Source organism: Erwinia sp. INIA01 (genome assembly GCF_025947915.1).
Lineage (GTDB): Bacteria > Pseudomonadota > Gammaproteobacteria > Enterobacterales > Enterobacteriaceae > Erwinia > Erwinia coffeiphila.
Genome location: NZ_JAPDNC010000006.1, coordinates 226,808 through 241,958 on the forward strand (window position 1 = coordinate 226,808; position 15,151 = coordinate 241,958).

Sequence of the window (15,151 nt, forward strand, 5' to 3'; positions counted from 1 at the left end):
TAATTCATTATTTAGCCACCCGGGTGGCGGTTTGCCATTTTTCTGCTCTCGCCTGCGTGATAGCGGAGTTTTCTGGCATGGTTGCAGGGCGTTAACGGGTTAATCGCCACGCTGCTACAGTCCGATAAATCTGATTGAGGTACGACTAAAGTCCTACCATCATATTCCTACACGCTGATTGTGCGAGGTTACGCGATCGTTGATATCCCACCTTACCAGGGACTCCATCAATGTTTTACTGTATGAAGTGGTTGTCGCTGGCTCCCCTGTTCTTCACAAGCCTGCTGTGCGCACAGCCTTTGCAGAAGACATTCGATAGCTGGCAAATTAGCTGTAACAACCTGAACAGCTGCGAAGCGCGCAGCCTGCCCGGTAATAACGGTCTGGCGATGACTATTGCGCGGCACGCCGGACAGGATGATAGCCCCTTACTGAAAATTGATTACGGCAATCGCTATAGCGGTGAGCTTCCCGGCGGCGCATTGCAGGATAATCTGCTGCTGGACGGTCAACGAATGAGGTTAGATCTCAAGCACTGGCAGACTACTCCCCACCATCTCATCACCAATCACAGCATCTCAATTAATGAATTCATTGCCCAGATTATGGATGCTGATTCAATCCAACTGGTCTACCGCGCCGATGCGTCTATTCGTCTGAAGGGATTAAAAGCTGCGCTGCTGCTGATGGATGAGGTTCAGGGGCGGGTGAACAGCGACAGTGCCTGGATTCGGCGCGGCGATCGTCCGGTATGGGATGTACCCGCAGCCCCCGCAATACCGCAGATTTATCAACCTGAGCGCCCGCCGCAGCCGTTAACGCCGGATGAAACCCGAGGGCTGATTGATTTTGGCAGCCTGCATATCAACAGCGATAACTGTTCACTGGACGTGCAGCGACGCGAAGTGTCGGTGTCCCCACTGACGGATGACAAGGCGCTGCTGCTGGTGGGCTGTGAGATGGGGGCTTATAACATTATCGATTTGGCTTTTGAGGTGACGCGCCAGCCTCCTTATATTCCACAACACATTGCGCTGACGCTGCCGTTTGTTCCTCCCGATAGCAACGAGCGGCAGCTGGAGCCAATTAATGCAGAATATGATGCGGTAAGCGGTGAGCTGCTGACGTTCAGTAAAACGCGTGGCCTGGGGGACTGTGGTGTAGCTACGCGCTGGCAGTTCAACGGGCGGGAGTTCGTTCTTGCAGAGTATGCGCAGGAAAGTACCTGCGATGCCTGGAACAGCAGCGATCGTTGGCCGACGCTGTGGGTGAGTCGGGTGGAGAATCAGCCCAGCGGTAGCGTTGAGCTTGAGCCATAAAATTTGCTGTGGGCGGTAGTGCTTCGGGTTCAGCTTCTGTGATTTATGCTGTAGTTGCTGTAGTTGCGGTGCCTCGGGTTCAGCCTCTGCGGCGGGCGGGCGGTCCTCGCGCCACGCTTTGCGTGGTGCCTTCGGTTTCGGCAGCGGGCCTGTCGGATCGGCGTGGAGCGGGCGTCCTGCCCGCGCCCCGCCTGAGCCCAGCATCCCTGCTGGTCTCTCCGGCCCCGTAGCCTGCACCTCAGCGCTGCGGATTGCCCGCCAGCCGCAGAGGCTGAACCCGTTCCAGTATCTGAGTCGCTTTAATAATCCATCATCGGTAAGTTAGTTGGGTACTTCATATATTTATCGTCGATTTTGATAAGCGCTGATGAGGGAATGTATTAGTGACCCACCCGCTTGTAAGTCTGTCTATCTGTACTCCGGCCATGATGCGTTCCGGGAATGTTGCCAATGAATCTACCTGGCCCTCTCCGGCCCCGCAGCCAGCACCTCAGCGCTGCGGATTGCCCGCCCGCCGAAGAGGCTGAACCCGTTCTAATATCGACGTTGCTTTTAATAGTTATCGTCCGGTAATTGAATTGACCGATTCAACTACATCACCAGGCGATCGCTATGTAGAAAGTAACCGATAAAAAATGGCTTATTGCCGCGATCGGGCAGACTATGCGGAAAAGGTGGAAAGCAAAGGGAGTGTGGCCGACGGTCCATCCGTAGCGCCGATCGCAGCGAGTAAGCCAAGGTTGTCTTTTCATTCAGACAAAACTGAAGTCAGAAAGCGGGCGGGCTGTGCCCCCGTTCGAGCAATCCACAGCGCTGAACGCAGATAGGAAGCCAGGATTCGCTCACAGGGACGTGAGCGAAAGGCCCAGCCGCGCAGGACGCGCGTCTGGGCCGGTCCGATAAGGCTGACGATCGGAGTGAGGGTACCGCGCAAGCGGCGCGAGGACCCGCTCGAACAGGGGCACAACCCGCCTGCGCTAACCCCAGACTTTGCAAACGACCAGACATATATGCCGCTCTGGGCCGGTCTGATAAGGTTGATGATCGGAGTGAGGGTACCGCGCAAGCGGCGCGAGGACCCGCTCGAACGGAGGCACAACCCGCCTGCGCTAACCCCAGACTTTGCAAACGACCAGGCATATATGCCACTCTAAGCCGGTCCGATAAGGCTGACGATCGGAGTGAAGGTACCGCGCAAGCGGCGCGAAGACCCGCTCGAACGGGGGCACAACCCGCCTGCGCTTACTCCATACTATGCAAACGACCAGGCACGCAATGCCACTCCTCGCAACCTCACATCAATGCGGTTTCAACAGCGCCTCAGCATGGCTGACAATATTCTCCACCGTGAAACCGAACTCGGCAAACAGCTTCTCAGCCGGGGCGGACTCGCCAAAACTGGTCATCCCAACAATCGCCCCGTTCAGGCCGACATACTTAAACCAGTAATCGGCAATCCCGGCTTCAACCGCCACGCGAGCGGTCACATTGGACGGCAGCACCGACTCGCGATAGGCCGCATCCTGCGCATCGAACAAATCGGTGGAGGGCAGAGAAACCACCCGCACCTTATGCCCGCTGGCGGTCAGCTTCTCAGCCGCGCCCAGCGTGATTTCCACCTCGGAACCCGTAGCAATCAGAATCACTTCCGGCGTACCGTCACTGTCTTTCAGGATGTAACCGCCACGTGAAATATTCTCCAGCTGAGCCTTGCTGCGCGCAGGCTGGGCCAGATTCTGCCTGGACAGGATCAGCGCGGTCGGGCCATTATGGCGCTCAACGGCGTGTTTCCATGCCACCGCAGTTTCAACCTGATCGCAGGGGCGCCAGACGCTCATGTTTGGCGTTACGCGCAGGCTGGCCAGCTGTTCAACCGGCTGGTGGGTTGGGCCATCTTCACCCAGCCCGATGGAATCATGGGTATATACCAGAACCTGCCGTGCCTTCATTAAGGCCGCCATACGCACCGCATTACGGGCGTATTCAACAAACATCAGGAAGGTGGCGGTGTAGGGAATAAAACCGCCGTGATGAGCGATACCGTTGGCAATCGCCGTCATGCCGAATTCACGTACGCCGTAGTGAATATAGTTACCTGCGCTGTCATCCTTAATCGATTTCGAACCCGACCAGATCGTCAGATTACTCGGCGCAAGGTCGGCAGAGCCGCCTAAGAATTCTTTCAACAGCGGACCATAGGCTTCCAGTGCATTTTGTGAGGCCTTACGGCTGGCAATTTTCTGCGGATTATCCTGCAGTTGCTGAATATATTTCTGCGTTTCGGCTTCCCAGTTTTCCGGCATACCGCCGCTCATACGGCGACTGTATTCCGCGGCCAGTTCCGGATACGCGGCTTTATAGGCATTGAACCGGGTATTCCAGGCTTTTTCACGCTCGGCACCGGCCTGTTTCGCATCCCACTGCGCATAAATATCTTTCGGGATCTCGAAAGGGGGATAATTCCAGCCCAGCTCTTTCCGCGTTAAAGCCACTTCTTCTTCACCCAGGGCCGCGCCGTGGGATTCTTCCTTACCGGCTTTATTTGGCGAGCCGAAGCCGATAATCGTTTTACAGATAATCAGTGACGGTTTGTCAGTCACGCTTTGTGCTTCTTTAATCGCGGCGGAGATCGCTTCAGGATTATGTCCGTCAATATCGCGGATCACGTGCCAGTGATAGGCTTCGAAGCGCTTCGCCGTATCATCGGTGAACCAGCCGTCCGTTTCACCATCAATGGAAATGCCGTTGTGGTCGTAAAAACCAATCAGCTTGCCCAGCCCCAGCGTACCGGCCAGGGAACTGACTTCATGAGAGATGCCTTCCATCAGGCAGCCATCGCCCATAAACACATAGGTAAAGTGGTCAACGATCTGATGATCCGGGCGGTTAAACTGCGCCGCCAGCGTCCGCTCGGCGATAGCAAACCCGACGGCATTGGCCAGCCCCTGGCCCAGCGGTCCGGTGGTGGTTTCCACACCTGGAGTGTAGCCGATTTCCGGGTGCCCCGGTGTTTTTGAATGCAGCTGGCGGAAGTTTTTCAACTCTTCCATCGGCAGGTCATAACCGGTGAGATGCAGCAGGCTGTATAGCAGCATGGAGGCGTGGCCGTTGGAGAGAATAAAACGGTCGCGATCGGCCCAGGCGGGATTGGCCGGGTTGTGATGCAGGAAGTCGCGCCACAGTACTTCTGCAATATCCGCCATGCCCATCGGTGCGCCGGGGTGGCCGGATTTTGCTTTTTGTACGGCGTCCATGCTCAGGGCGCGGATGGCATTTGCCAGTTCTCTACGTGAAGACATATTTGCTCCCGAAATGCAGAGGGCGGATCGGTTATCCGCCCTGATGATGGAAAGGATTGGCTGAGGAATTACAGTTTGGCGGCCAGCACGTCTTCCAGCTTTTGCTGGTCAACGGCGAACTGGCGGATACCTTCAGCCAGTTTCTCTACCGCCATGGGGTCCTGATTGTGCTGCCAGCGGAACTCCGCTTCGGAAAGCGGTGCAGGCTGGTGGAAGGCTTCGGTTGACGGTGTGAGCTTGCGTTCAACCGGCGCGGTGCTGGCCTGGAGTTCTTCCAGCAGATTAGGGGAAATGGTCAGGCGATCGCAGCCCGCCAGCGCCAGAATCTGCTCGGTCTTACGGAAGCTGGCTCCCATAATCACCGTGTGATAGCGGTGCTGCTTATAATATTCGTAGATGCTGCGAACGGATTTAACGCCCGGATCTTCATCAACCACATAGGGATCAAGCGGCTTACGGCTGTTGTACCAGTCATAAATACGGCCCACGAACGGGGAGATCAGGAATACGCCGGCTTCGGCACAGGCACGCGCCTGGGCAAACGAAAACAGCAGTGTCAGGTTGCACTGAATGCCGTTTTTTTCCAGCTCTTCAGCCGCTTTAATCCCTTCCCAGGTGGAGGCCAGCTTGATCAGAATCCGCGAGCGGTCAATGCCGTGATCCTCATACATTCTTACCAGCTTTTCAGCCTTAGTTACGCACATGCCGCGATCGAACGACAGGCGCGCATCCACCTCGGTGGAGACGCGGCCCGGCACGCTCTTCAGAATTTCCAGGCCGAGATTCACGGCGACTTTATCGCTGGCGTTGATAATCTGGGTTTCTTTGCTGCCGCCCTGTTTTTTGGCGTAATCGATGGCGTCGGTGATCAGATGTTTGTAGGAATCCAGCCCGGCGGCTTTAAGAATAAGAGACGGATTGGTAGTCGCATCTTCCGGGTGATAGTTGCGGATCGATTCAATGTCGCCGCTGTCTGCCACTACCGTGGTGTACTGTTTCAGTGCGTCTAGCTGATTCATCTGTCTAAGCTCCTTGTAAGCAATCTTGTACCCGACAGCCGGTAACAGATGCGCCCAGTGCGTTTCTGAACCGCGGGGGTACTGCGGTTGTTGCGAAATAATCTCAGGCGGATCACAGTGCATCAGGCAGGATTGAACTGGAATGCGCTTTTTCTGATTGTTGCAATGGGCCTGCCCAATGGTTTGCCGCAGGCCGCGTATACCGGGGCCTGCAGGCAATTCACCTGTCATTTACGAACTTTTGAGCTGTTCGTAGTAGCCTATTTTTTCAACTTTTGGCGCTGAGCGTCCGCCTTCAAATTCCGCATTGAGCCATGCTGCAAGAATCGATTTTGCCAGTTCGGCCCCGATGACCCGGGCACCTAAGGTAATGATCTGCGCGTCGTTACTTTTACGAGCGCGTTCTGCGGAGTACGTATCGTGGCACTGCGCGGCACGAATACCCGGTACTTTATTTGCTGTGATACTCATCCCAATGCCTGTACCACACACGAGAATGCCACGCTGGTGACGGCCATTTTTGATGGCTTGTGCCACCGTCCAGGCGATATCCGGATAGGCACATCCGCCATCGTGCTGCGCATCAGCGCTGTAATCAGCGGTGTAATCAGCGGTGGTAAAGCCGGACTGGTGAAGATAATCAATTAAGGCATTTTTCAACTCAATGGCGGCATCATCAGCGCCAATTGCAATAGAAAGCATAGCAGATCTCCAAAAGAAGGTGACGAAAGTGGCCGGCGATCCGGCGGATCGTGCCCACCGCTTTGCTTACCCTATGCGCAAAATTACAAATGTTCAATACATGAGCATATGATTGATGTGTTTTAAGCGATATAAAAAATTAAAAGAGGGATTGATCACACTAATTTAGATTTTCGAGGGTGTTAAACGGCTAAAAACTACGTTGCACGACGCTCGTCACAGTTTTCATCTTCGGTTGTTGGCTTCCTGGCACGCTATGCGTACTGTTCATTTAATCAATTCATGTTCAAATGATCAATAAACGGAGACGGATTATGTGCCAGACATGTACAGAACAGAACCGACGCGTGGCGGATATCCCGCAGCGAATGAAAGCGGTTGTAGCCTACGCACCGGGGGATTATCGGCTTGAGGAAGTGGATGTGCCCACCATCGGGCCGAAGGAAATCCTGGTAAAAGTTGAAGCCTGCGGTATCTGTGCAGGCGACGTTAAGGCCTATGAAGGTGCACCGAGCTTCTGGGGTGATGAAAAGCAGCCAGCCTATATCAAAGCGCCGATGATCCCGGGCCATGAGTTTATTGCTCACGTTGTGGCGCTGGGTGATGAAGTCACTGAATTTAACCTCGGCGATCGGGTGATCTCCGAGCAGATCGTACCGTGCTGGGAATGCCGCTTCTGCAATCGCGGCCAGTACTGGATGTGTGAAAAACACGATCTTTACGGCTTTCAGAACAACGTCAACGGCGGCATGGCGCAGTACATGAAGTTTACCAAAGAGGCCATTAACTACGAGGTGCCGGCGGATCTGCCGATTGAAAAAGCCATCCTGATCGAGCCATACGCCTGTTCGCTTCATGCCGTGCAGCGCGCCAACATCAAGCTGGGTGATGTAGTGGTGCTGGCCGGGGCAGGCACGCTGGGGCTGGGGATGATCGGCGCGATTAAAAAATCCGGTGCGGAAAAACTGGTGGTTCTGGACCTCTCCGATCGTCGCCTTGAGCTGGCGAAAACCTTCGGCGCCGATCTGGTGATTAACCCCGCGCGGGAGGACGCGATAAAAATCGTCAAAGAGATGACCGAGGGCTACGGCTGCGATATTTACATCGAGGCAACCGGTGCCGCGAAGTCGGTAGAACAGGGGCTGACGATGATCCGCAAGCTCGGCACTTTCGTGGAGTTTTCGGTGTTTAAAGATCCGGTCAGCGTCGACTGGAGCATTATCAGCGACCGTAAAGAACTGGATCTCCTCGGTTCACACCTTGGGCCTTACTGTTACCCGCTGGTCATCAGCGGCATCGCAGATGGATCGCTGCCGACCGAAGGTGTGGTCACCCATACGCTACCGCTGGAACGTTTCGCTGAAGGGTTCGACCTGATGAAGCGCGGCGTTGATTCAATCAAAGTGGTACTCAATCCAAATCTCTGATCCAGGCCTGGCGGGTGCGGCAGTCCTGGTCCACGCCGGGCGCACCTCCTGAAGGCAACACCGGGAGGATACAATGTTACAACGAATGATTGCACGTACGGGGCTGTCGCCAAAGCTGATGCTGGGCTACGCGGGCGTACTGATTTTTATGATGGGCGAAGGGCTGGAGCAGGGATGGCTTTCGCCTTACCTGATTGAAAAAGGGCTGAGCGTGCAGCAGTCTGCGCTGCTGTTCAGCGTTTACGGTTTTGCCGCCGCGATTGCCGCCTGGTTTTCCGGCGTGCTGGCTGAAATCTATACCGCAAAGCGTGTGATGCTGGTGGGGCTGGTGCTGTTTATGATCGGTTCGGTACTGTTTCTGACCATCGGTCTGCCGAGCAATCACCTGATGACCATGATCCCTACCTATGCGCTTCGCGGTCTGGGTTACCCGCTGTTTGCCTACGGCTTCCTGGTCTGGGTGGCCTACGAGGCTCCGCGCGAAAGACTGGGCTCAGCCGTAGGCATCTTCTGGTTCGTCTACAGCGGTGGGCTGAGCGTGCTCGGCGTGCTGTACTCCAGTATCGCGCTGCCGATTCTGGGTGAAATCCATACCCTGTGGAGTGCTCTGATCTTTGTGATGCTGGGCGCAACGATCGCACTGTTCCTCAATCGTGGGAAAGATGAGTCGGAAGCGCAGCGAGAAAAGCCGACGCTGGCCTATGTGCTGAAGGGCATCACCATTGCCTTTGAAAATCCAAAAATCGGCCTGGGTGGCATTGTCCGCACCATTAATACCTCGGCGGCCTACGGCTTCGTGGTGTTTATGCCAACCTACATGATGGATTTCGGCTTTACCCGCACCGACTGGCTGCATATGTACGCCGCGCTTTGGGGCGTCAATATCATCTTCAACCTGCTGTTTGGCATCATCAGCGACGGCCTCGGCTGGCGCAACGTGGTGATGTGGTTCGGCTGCATCGGCTGCGCTATTACCACCGTACTGTTCTTCTATATGCCGCAGTGGCTGGGAGCGAACTATCTGGCCACCATCGTCATCGCCGGACTGTTCGGGGCCTGCCTGGCCGCGTTCGTCCCTCTCTCCGCCCTGATGCCGTCGCTGGCACCGGAAAATAAAGGTGCTGCGATGTCGATTCTTAATCTGGGTGCCGGGTTAAGCACCTTTGTTGGCCCGGCGGTCGTCGGCTTGTTTATCGGTCCGTTTGGTGCCGCCGGGGTGATCTGGATTTATACCGGCCTCTATCTGCTGGCGGCGGTGCTGATGAAATTTGTCACTCTGCCAGCGGGGGATGCGTCTGCGGACAGCGGCAACACCCGATTAATCAAACAGAAAGGAGCACTCTGATGAGCACAGAACTGACGGGCAAAGTTGCCCTTATCACCGGCGGCGCAGCGGGAATCGGCCACGCTATCGCCGAGTGTTTTTTACATCATGGTGCCCGCGTCGCACTTTTCGATCGCGATCCAACGGTCGCCGACGTGGCCAAAGCGCTGGACCCACAGCGGGCAATTGGCCTGGCGGTTGATGTCACCAGCCGCACAGCGGTTTATCAGGCCGTTGAACGGACCGTGGCGCATTTTGGCAGGCTGGATATTGCGGTGAACTGTGCGGGCGTGGCACTGCTGGCCCCCGCTGAGACGTTGAGCGAGGAAGCGTGGGACCGCACGCTGGATATCAATCTGAAGGGGACCTTCCTGGTTTCACAGGCGGCAGGCCAGCATTTCCTGCGGCAGAAAAGCGGCAACATTATCAATATGGCCTCGCAGGCCAGCGTGGTGGCGCTGCCCCAGCATCTGGCCTACTGCGCCAGTAAAGCGGCGGTGGTTGGGCTGACTCAGGTGCTGGCGCTTGAGTGGGGGCCGCACAACATTAACGTCAATGCCATTTCGCCAACGGTGGTGTTGACCGAACTGGGGGCAAAAGCCTGGGCCGGTGAAGCCGGGGAGGCGCATAAAAAACAGATCCCGCTGCGTCGGTTTGCGGAGCCAGCGCACATTGCTGCTACGGCGCTGTTCCTTGCTAGCCCGGGTGCGGCAATGATGAACGGGGCCAACGTGGTGGTCGATGGCGGCTTTACCATTTGCTGAAGTCAGAATTTTGCTAACAGGAGTGACAGATGAATCGCATTATTAACGATCCTGATTATGTTGTAGAGGACGCTATCCAGGGATACCTGAAAGCCCATCCGGCCATTTATCAGGCCACCGACAACCCTCGGGTACTTAAGCGCCCACAGGCTCCGATTACAGGCAAAGTCGGCGTGGTGACCGGCGGCGGCTCCGGCCATGAGCCGGCATTCCTTGGCTACATGGGGAAAAACATGCTGGACGCGGTGGCGATTGGCGAGGTGTTTTCTTCGCCGACGGCGGGCGCTTTCCTCGACGCGTTTAAAGCGGCGGACGGCGGCGCGGGCGTGGCCTGTCTGTACGGCAACTACGCGGGCGATAACATGAACGTTAAGATGGCGATTAAAAAAGCCACCACCGCCGGTATTACTGTCAAAACCGTGGTGGCGAACGACGATGTGGCATCCGCCCCGGTTAGCGAAATCGAAAGGCGTCGTGGCGTGGCGGGCGAAATACTGATGTGGAAAGTGGGCGCGGCAGCGGCGGCGCAGGGATACGATCTGGACGGTGTGATCGCCGTGGCGCAGAAGGCCATTGACCGCTGTCGCTCGATTGGCGCGGGCCTCAGCTCCTGCACGATCCCGGCAGTGGGTAAACCCAACTTTCATATCGAGCCCGGCACGATGGAGATCGGTATCGGCCACCACGGCGAGCCGGGTATTGAAGTGATCCCGACTCAGAGCGCGAAAGAGATGGCTGCCACTATGCTGAACTTCGTGCTTGCCGAGCAGGTTGCTTCGCCGCCGCCGGAAGTGGTGGTACTGGTCTCTGGCCTGGGCGCAACCCCGGTGATGGAGCTGTATATCTACTATGCAGAAGTGGAAAAGTTGCTGACTGAAAAAGGCATTCGCGTTCACCGCGCGCTGGTCGGCAACTACTTTACCTCGCTGGAAATGATGGGCGTCACGCTAACGGTGATGACGCTTGATGATGAACTGAAAAAGCTGGTGGACCTGCCGACTCAGGCACCTGGCCTGATGCAGGGAGAATAAGATGATGACGCAACTTTCAACGCAGCACGGCAGCCAGCTGGTCAGCGAACTGGTCACGGTGATTAAAAGCAATCGTGACTATCTGAGTGAAATTGACGGCGCTATCGGCGATGGCGATCACGGCATCAATATGGCGAAAGGTTTTACCCTTTGTGGCGAACAGCTGAATGAACGACAGTCGCTGGCGGAGGCCTTTGATACCCTGTCCGACGCGTTGATGGAGGGGATTGGCGGATCGATGGGGCCGCTGTACGGCAGCTTCTTTATGGGGATGGCCGATAACATTCGCAGCAAATCCGCCCTGACGGCCAACGATTTTGCCGCTATGCTGCGGGCGGGGCTGACCGAGCTGCAGGATATCAGCGAGGCGGGCGTAGGCGATAAGTGCCTGATGGACACGTTGATCCCGGCGGTTGAGACAGCCGAGCAGCGGGCGGATGAGGGCTATACTGTGATGCTGCAGGCGATTCGCAACGCTGCCCGTCAGGGGCGCGATTCGACAAAAGATCTGGTGGCGAAGATTGGCCGCGCCAGCCGTCTGGGTGAGCGTTCGCGCGGGGTGCTGGATGCCGGTGCGGTATCCTGCTGCCTGCTGCTGGAACAGATGGCGGCCAGCGCACAGCAGCAGCTGTTGGCGGAGACGGCCTGAGCGCTCCGGCAAGAAAAATCCGACCTGCTCGTTCGGTAAAATGGTATAAATTAGCAGCCCGTCAGGCGCATAAGGAGCGGCCGTATGCCGCTCCTTATGTGATAATTGACATCGATCGCGGCAGGAAGACTCCTGCCCAAACAGCACGACTCAGACAGAGAGACGACTGCCCGGATGGAAAAAAACACGCTATCTCAGGATACCGAACTGCTGACGGAAATTGCCGTCGCTTACTATCAGGACGAGATTACCCAGGAAGAGATTGCGCGAAAGTTTGGTATCTCCCGCATCAAGGTCGGGCGTCTGTTAAAGCGTGCAAAAGAAGAAGGCATTGTGGAGATCAACGTGCGCTACCATCCGGTGTTCAGTACCCGGCTGGAGCAGCAGCTACTGGAGCGTTTTTCGCTGCAGCGCGCGCTGATAGCACTCGATCATCACGATGACGAAGAGCAGCGGCGGCAGGTTGCTGCGCTGGTCGCGATGCACCTTTCGCAAACCTTAAAAGACAACGCGGTGGTGGCGGTAGGGCAGGGGCGCAACGTCGCCGCCGTTGCCGATCATCCCGGCAGCGTACCGACCCGCAACTGCCACTTCATCAGCGGTATTGGTGGGACTCATCGCCCCGGTGATGCGATAAACGCCGACCATATCAGCCGCCGTCTGGCGAAAAAATTCGGCGGCATTAGCGAAACGCTGTACGCCCCGGCCTATGTGGAAAACCGCGCGCTTAAAGATGCCTTTATGCAAAACGGAACTATCAAAGAGACGCTGGACCGCGCCCGCAAGGCGGATGTGGCGCTGGTGGGTATCGGCGATATGAACGAAAACAGCTATATGGTGAAGCTTGGCTGGTTTACGCCTCATGAGATTATCGACGCCAGCCTGAATCAGGGAGTGATCGGTGATGTGGCCGGGTACGACTTTTTCAACGCGCAGGGTCAGCATGTCGATACGGTGATGAACGATCGGGTGATTGGCCTGAGCATCGACGAGCTGCGCAAAATCCCCTGCGTGATTGCGATTGCCTCGGAAAATACCAAAGCCATGGCGATCCTCGGCGCGCTGCGAACCGGTGCCATCGATATTATCGCCACCACGGCGCAGAATATCCGTACCTTACTAAATATGACCAAATAACCTGCTGCCCCGGCGGACTGAACCAGACGGTCCGCTGTCATACCTCTCCTTTAACGCACGAACTGCCTGTTTTTCCGATTGCTCCGTGTCAACGATGTGGGCTGCCTCAAGTTTTTCCCTGCGTTGCCACTTCTATACTGGGACGTTTGTACCTACAGAAAAAGGAACGCGTTAATGGACGACCAGTTAAAGCAGAGTGCGCTCGATTTTCATCAGTTCCCCGTCCCGGGAAAAATTCAGGTTTCCCCGACGAAACCGCTGGCAACGCAGCGCGACCTGGCTCTGGCCTATTCGCCCGGCGTGGCGGCTCCGTGCCTGGAAATCGCCGAGGACCCGCAGGCGGCGGATAAGTACACCGCCCGCGCTAACCTGGTCGCGGTCATTTCCAACGGTACAGCGGTGCTGGGGCTGGGCAATATTGGCGCGCTGGCCAGTAAGCCGGTGATGGAAGGGAAGGGCGTGTTGTTTAAAAAGTTCGCCGGTATTGATGTTTTTGATATCGAAGTCGATGAGCTGGACCCGGATAAACTCATTGACGTGGTGGCGGCGCTGGAGCCGACCTTTGGCGGGATCAATCTGGAAGATATTAAAGCGCCGGAGTGTTTCTACATCGAGCAGAAGCTGCGCGAGCGGATGAAAATTCCGGTGTTCCATGACGATCAGCACGGTACTGCTATCATCTGTACCGCTGCGGTGCTGAACGGCCTGCGGGTGGTGAAAAAGACCATTTCAGACGTGCGGCTGGTGGTTTCCGGCGCTGGCGCATCGGCAATCGCCTGTATGAACCTGCTGGTGGCGCTGGGTATGCAGAAACACAATATCGTGGTCTGTGACTCAAAAGGCGTTATCTACCAGGGGCGCGAGGCCAATATGGCCGAAACCAAAGCGGCCTATGCGGTGGTGGATAGCGGCAAGCGTACGCTGGACGATGTGATCGCCGATGCCGATATTTTCCTCGGCTGCTCCGGTCCGAAAGTGATGACGCCGGAAATGGTGAAAAAAATGGCGCGCGATCCGCTGATCCTCGCGCTGGCTAACCCGGAGCCGGAAATCCTGCCGCCGCTGGCGAAGGAAGTGCGCCCGGATGCGATTATCTGTACCGGCCGTTCGGATTATCCTAACCAGGTGAACAACGTTCTATGCTTCCCGTTTATCTTCCGCGGCGCGCTGGATGTCGGTGCCACGGCAATTAATGAAGAGATGAAGCTGGCGGCAGTTCACGCCATTGCCGATCTGGCGCTGGCGGAGCAAAGCGAAGTCGTGGCCTCGGCCTATGGCGATCAGGAACTGTCTTTTGGTCCTGAATATCTGATCCCGAAACCGTTCGATCCACGGCTGATTGTGCAGATCGCACCGGCGGTGGCTAAAGCGGCGATGGACTCCGGCGTGGCGCGCAGGCCGATCGCCGACTTCGACGCCTACCGCGAAAAACTCACCGAGTTTGTTTATAAAACCAATCTGTTTATGAAGCCGGTGTTCTCGCAGGCGCGGAAAGATCCGAAACGCGTGGTGCTGGCCGAAGGCGAAGAGGCGCGGGTACTGCACGCCACTCAGGAGCTGGTCACCCTGGGGCTGGCGAAACCGATTCTGATTGGTCGCCCGAGCGTGATTGAAATGCGTCTGCAAAAGCTGGGGCTGAAAATCGAGCTGGGTAAAGATTTTGAAGTGGTCAACAATGAGTCCGACCCGCGCTTTAAAGAATACTGGAACGAGTATTACCAGATTATGAAGCGTCGCGGCGTTTCTCCGCAGCAGGCACAGCGTGCCGTTATCGGTAATCCGACGTTAATCGGTGCCATTATGGTACATCGCGGTGAAGCGGATGCGCTGATCTGCGGCACCATCGGCGACTATAAAGAGCACTATGCGGTGGTGGAAAAACTGTTTGGCTTCCGTGGAGACGTCAAGGTTGCCGGGGCGATGAACGCGCTGGAGCTGCCGAGCGGGAATACCTTTATTGCCGACACTTACGTCAATGAAGACCCAACGCCGGAGCAGCTTGCCGAGCTGACGCTGATGGCGGCTGAAACCGTGCGCCGCTTCGGGATTGAGCCGAAGGTGGCGCTGCTGTCCCACTCCAGCTTTGGCACTTCCAACGCGCCGGCGGCCTGCAAAATGCGTGAAACGCTTGAACTGGTGAAGGCGCGTGCGCCGGATCTGGAGATCGATGGTGAAATGCATGGTGATGCCGCACTGGTGGAGAGTATCCGCCACGATCTGATGCCGGACAGCCCGCTGAAAGGCGCGGCAAACATCCTGATTATGCCTAACGTCGAAGCGGCGCGAATCAGCTACAACCTGCTGCGTGTGTCCTGTTCGGACGGCGTGACGGTGGGGCCGGTACTGATGGGCATCGCTAAACCGGTACACGTGCTGACGCCGATCTCTTCGGTGCGGCGCATTGTGAACATGGTGGCACTGGCGGTGGTGGAAGCCCAGACGGCACCGCTGTAAGCGGTTAATCAACACTTCCGGACGTA

Annotated in this window: 11 protein-coding genes; 8 read left to right on the forward strand and 3 right to left on the reverse strand. The window is 56.5% G+C overall.

Annotation, left to right across the window (positions count from 1 at the left end; genetic code table 11):
- The first annotated feature begins 230 nt into the window (after nt 1-230).
- Complete coding sequence (locus OMR58_RS12990; protein WP_264546146.1) at nt 231-1,319, forward strand: DUF1176 domain-containing protein; 1,089 nt, start codon at nt 231-233, stop codon at nt 1,317-1,319.
- Nucleotides 1,320-2,617: 1,298 nt separating this feature from the next.
- Here the strand turns inward: OMR58_RS12990 and tkt are convergent.
- The 3 genes from tkt to rpiB form a co-directional block, all read right to left on the reverse strand.
- Nucleotides 2,618-4,618, reverse strand: a complete 2,001-nt coding sequence (gene tkt, locus OMR58_RS12995; RefSeq protein WP_264546147.1) for a transketolase — start codon at nt 4,616-4,618, stop codon at nt 2,618-2,620.
- A 68-nt stretch (nt 4,619-4,686) separates the two neighbouring features.
- Nucleotides 4,687-5,637, reverse strand: coding sequence for a transaldolase (gene tal, locus OMR58_RS13000; protein WP_264546148.1), 951 nt, complete (start codon nt 5,635-5,637; stop codon nt 4,687-4,689).
- A 231-nt stretch (nt 5,638-5,868) separates the two neighbouring features.
- On the reverse strand, nt 5,869-6,339 hold the full coding sequence (gene rpiB, locus OMR58_RS13005) for a ribose 5-phosphate isomerase B (RefSeq protein ID WP_264546149.1): 471 nt from the start codon (nt 6,337-6,339) through the stop codon (nt 5,869-5,871).
- 314 nt (nt 6,340-6,653) lie between these two features.
- Here rpiB and OMR58_RS13010 point away from each other — a divergent pair, with 314 nt between their 5' ends.
- From OMR58_RS13010 to maeB, 7 genes are all read left to right on the forward strand, one after another.
- On the forward strand, nt 6,654-7,766 hold the full coding sequence (locus tag OMR58_RS13010) for an MDR/zinc-dependent alcohol dehydrogenase-like family protein (RefSeq protein WP_264546150.1): 1,113 nt from the start codon (nt 6,654-6,656) through the stop codon (nt 7,764-7,766).
- A 73-nt stretch (nt 7,767-7,839) separates the two neighbouring features.
- Nucleotides 7,840-9,111: an MFS transporter gene (locus OMR58_RS13015; RefSeq protein ID WP_105593285.1), complete on the forward strand. Its 1,272-nt coding sequence runs from the start codon at nt 7,840-7,842 to the stop codon at nt 9,109-9,111.
- A complete protein-coding gene (locus tag OMR58_RS13020; RefSeq protein WP_264546151.1) occupies nt 9,111-9,854 on the forward strand; it encodes an SDR family oxidoreductase in 744 nt (247 codons plus the stop codon). The genes OMR58_RS13015 and OMR58_RS13020 overlap by 1 nt, the downstream gene beginning before the upstream one ends.
- Before the next feature lie 29 nt (nt 9,855-9,883).
- Nucleotides 9,884-10,885, forward strand: a complete 1,002-nt coding sequence (locus OMR58_RS13025) for a dihydroxyacetone kinase subunit DhaK (protein WP_264546152.1) — start codon at nt 9,884-9,886, stop codon at nt 10,883-10,885.
- Nucleotide 10,886: 1 nt separating this feature from the next.
- Nucleotides 10,887-11,534 carry a dihydroxyacetone kinase subunit DhaL gene (gene dhaL / locus OMR58_RS13030; RefSeq protein ID WP_200563802.1) on the forward strand — a complete coding sequence of 216 codons (648 nt, stop codon included), beginning with the start codon at nt 10,887-10,889 and terminating at the stop codon, nt 11,532-11,534.
- A 174-nt stretch (nt 11,535-11,708) separates the two neighbouring features.
- The gene (locus tag OMR58_RS13035; RefSeq protein WP_105593289.1) at nt 11,709-12,671 is read left to right on the forward strand and encodes a sugar-binding transcriptional regulator; all 963 of its coding nucleotides are present in this window, start codon (nt 11,709-11,711) and stop codon (nt 12,669-12,671) included.
- Nucleotides 12,672-12,845: 174 nt separating this feature from the next.
- Nucleotides 12,846-15,125, forward strand: a complete 2,280-nt coding sequence (maeB, locus tag OMR58_RS13040) for an NADP-dependent oxaloacetate-decarboxylating malate dehydrogenase (RefSeq protein ID WP_105593290.1) — start codon at nt 12,846-12,848, stop codon at nt 15,123-15,125.
- The last annotated feature ends 26 nt before the right edge of the window (nt 15,126-15,151 follow it).

Bases quoted from the DNA above. Each gene is read 5' to 3' on its own strand.
- tkt (WP_264546147.1), bottom strand. From the start codon at position 4,618: ATGTCTTCACGTAGAGAACTGGCAAATGCCATCCGCGCCCTGAGCATG.
- OMR58_RS13010 (WP_264546150.1), top strand. From the start codon at position 6,654: ATGTGCCAGACATGTACAGAACAGAACCGACGCGTGGCGGATATCCCG.
- maeB (WP_105593290.1), top strand. From the start codon at position 12,846: ATGGACGACCAGTTAAAGCAGAGTGCGCTCGATTTTCATCAGTTCCCC.
- rpiB (WP_264546149.1), bottom strand. From the start codon at position 6,339: ATGCTTTCTATTGCAATTGGCGCTGATGATGCCGCCATTGAGTTGAAA.
- dhaL (WP_200563802.1), top strand. From the start codon at position 10,887: ATGATGACGCAACTTTCAACGCAGCACGGCAGCCAGCTGGTCAGCGAA.
- OMR58_RS13035 (WP_105593289.1), top strand. From the start codon at position 11,709: ATGGAAAAAAACACGCTATCTCAGGATACCGAACTGCTGACGGAAATT.
- OMR58_RS12990 (WP_264546146.1), top strand. From the start codon at position 231: ATGTTTTACTGTATGAAGTGGTTGTCGCTGGCTCCCCTGTTCTTCACA.
- tal (WP_264546148.1), bottom strand. From the start codon at position 5,637: ATGAATCAGCTAGACGCACTGAAACAGTACACCACGGTAGTGGCAGAC.
- OMR58_RS13015 (WP_105593285.1), top strand. From the start codon at position 7,840: ATGTTACAACGAATGATTGCACGTACGGGGCTGTCGCCAAAGCTGATG.
- OMR58_RS13020 (WP_264546151.1), top strand. From the start codon at position 9,111: ATGAGCACAGAACTGACGGGCAAAGTTGCCCTTATCACCGGCGGCGCA.
- OMR58_RS13025 (WP_264546152.1), top strand. From the start codon at position 9,884: ATGAATCGCATTATTAACGATCCTGATTATGTTGTAGAGGACGCTATC.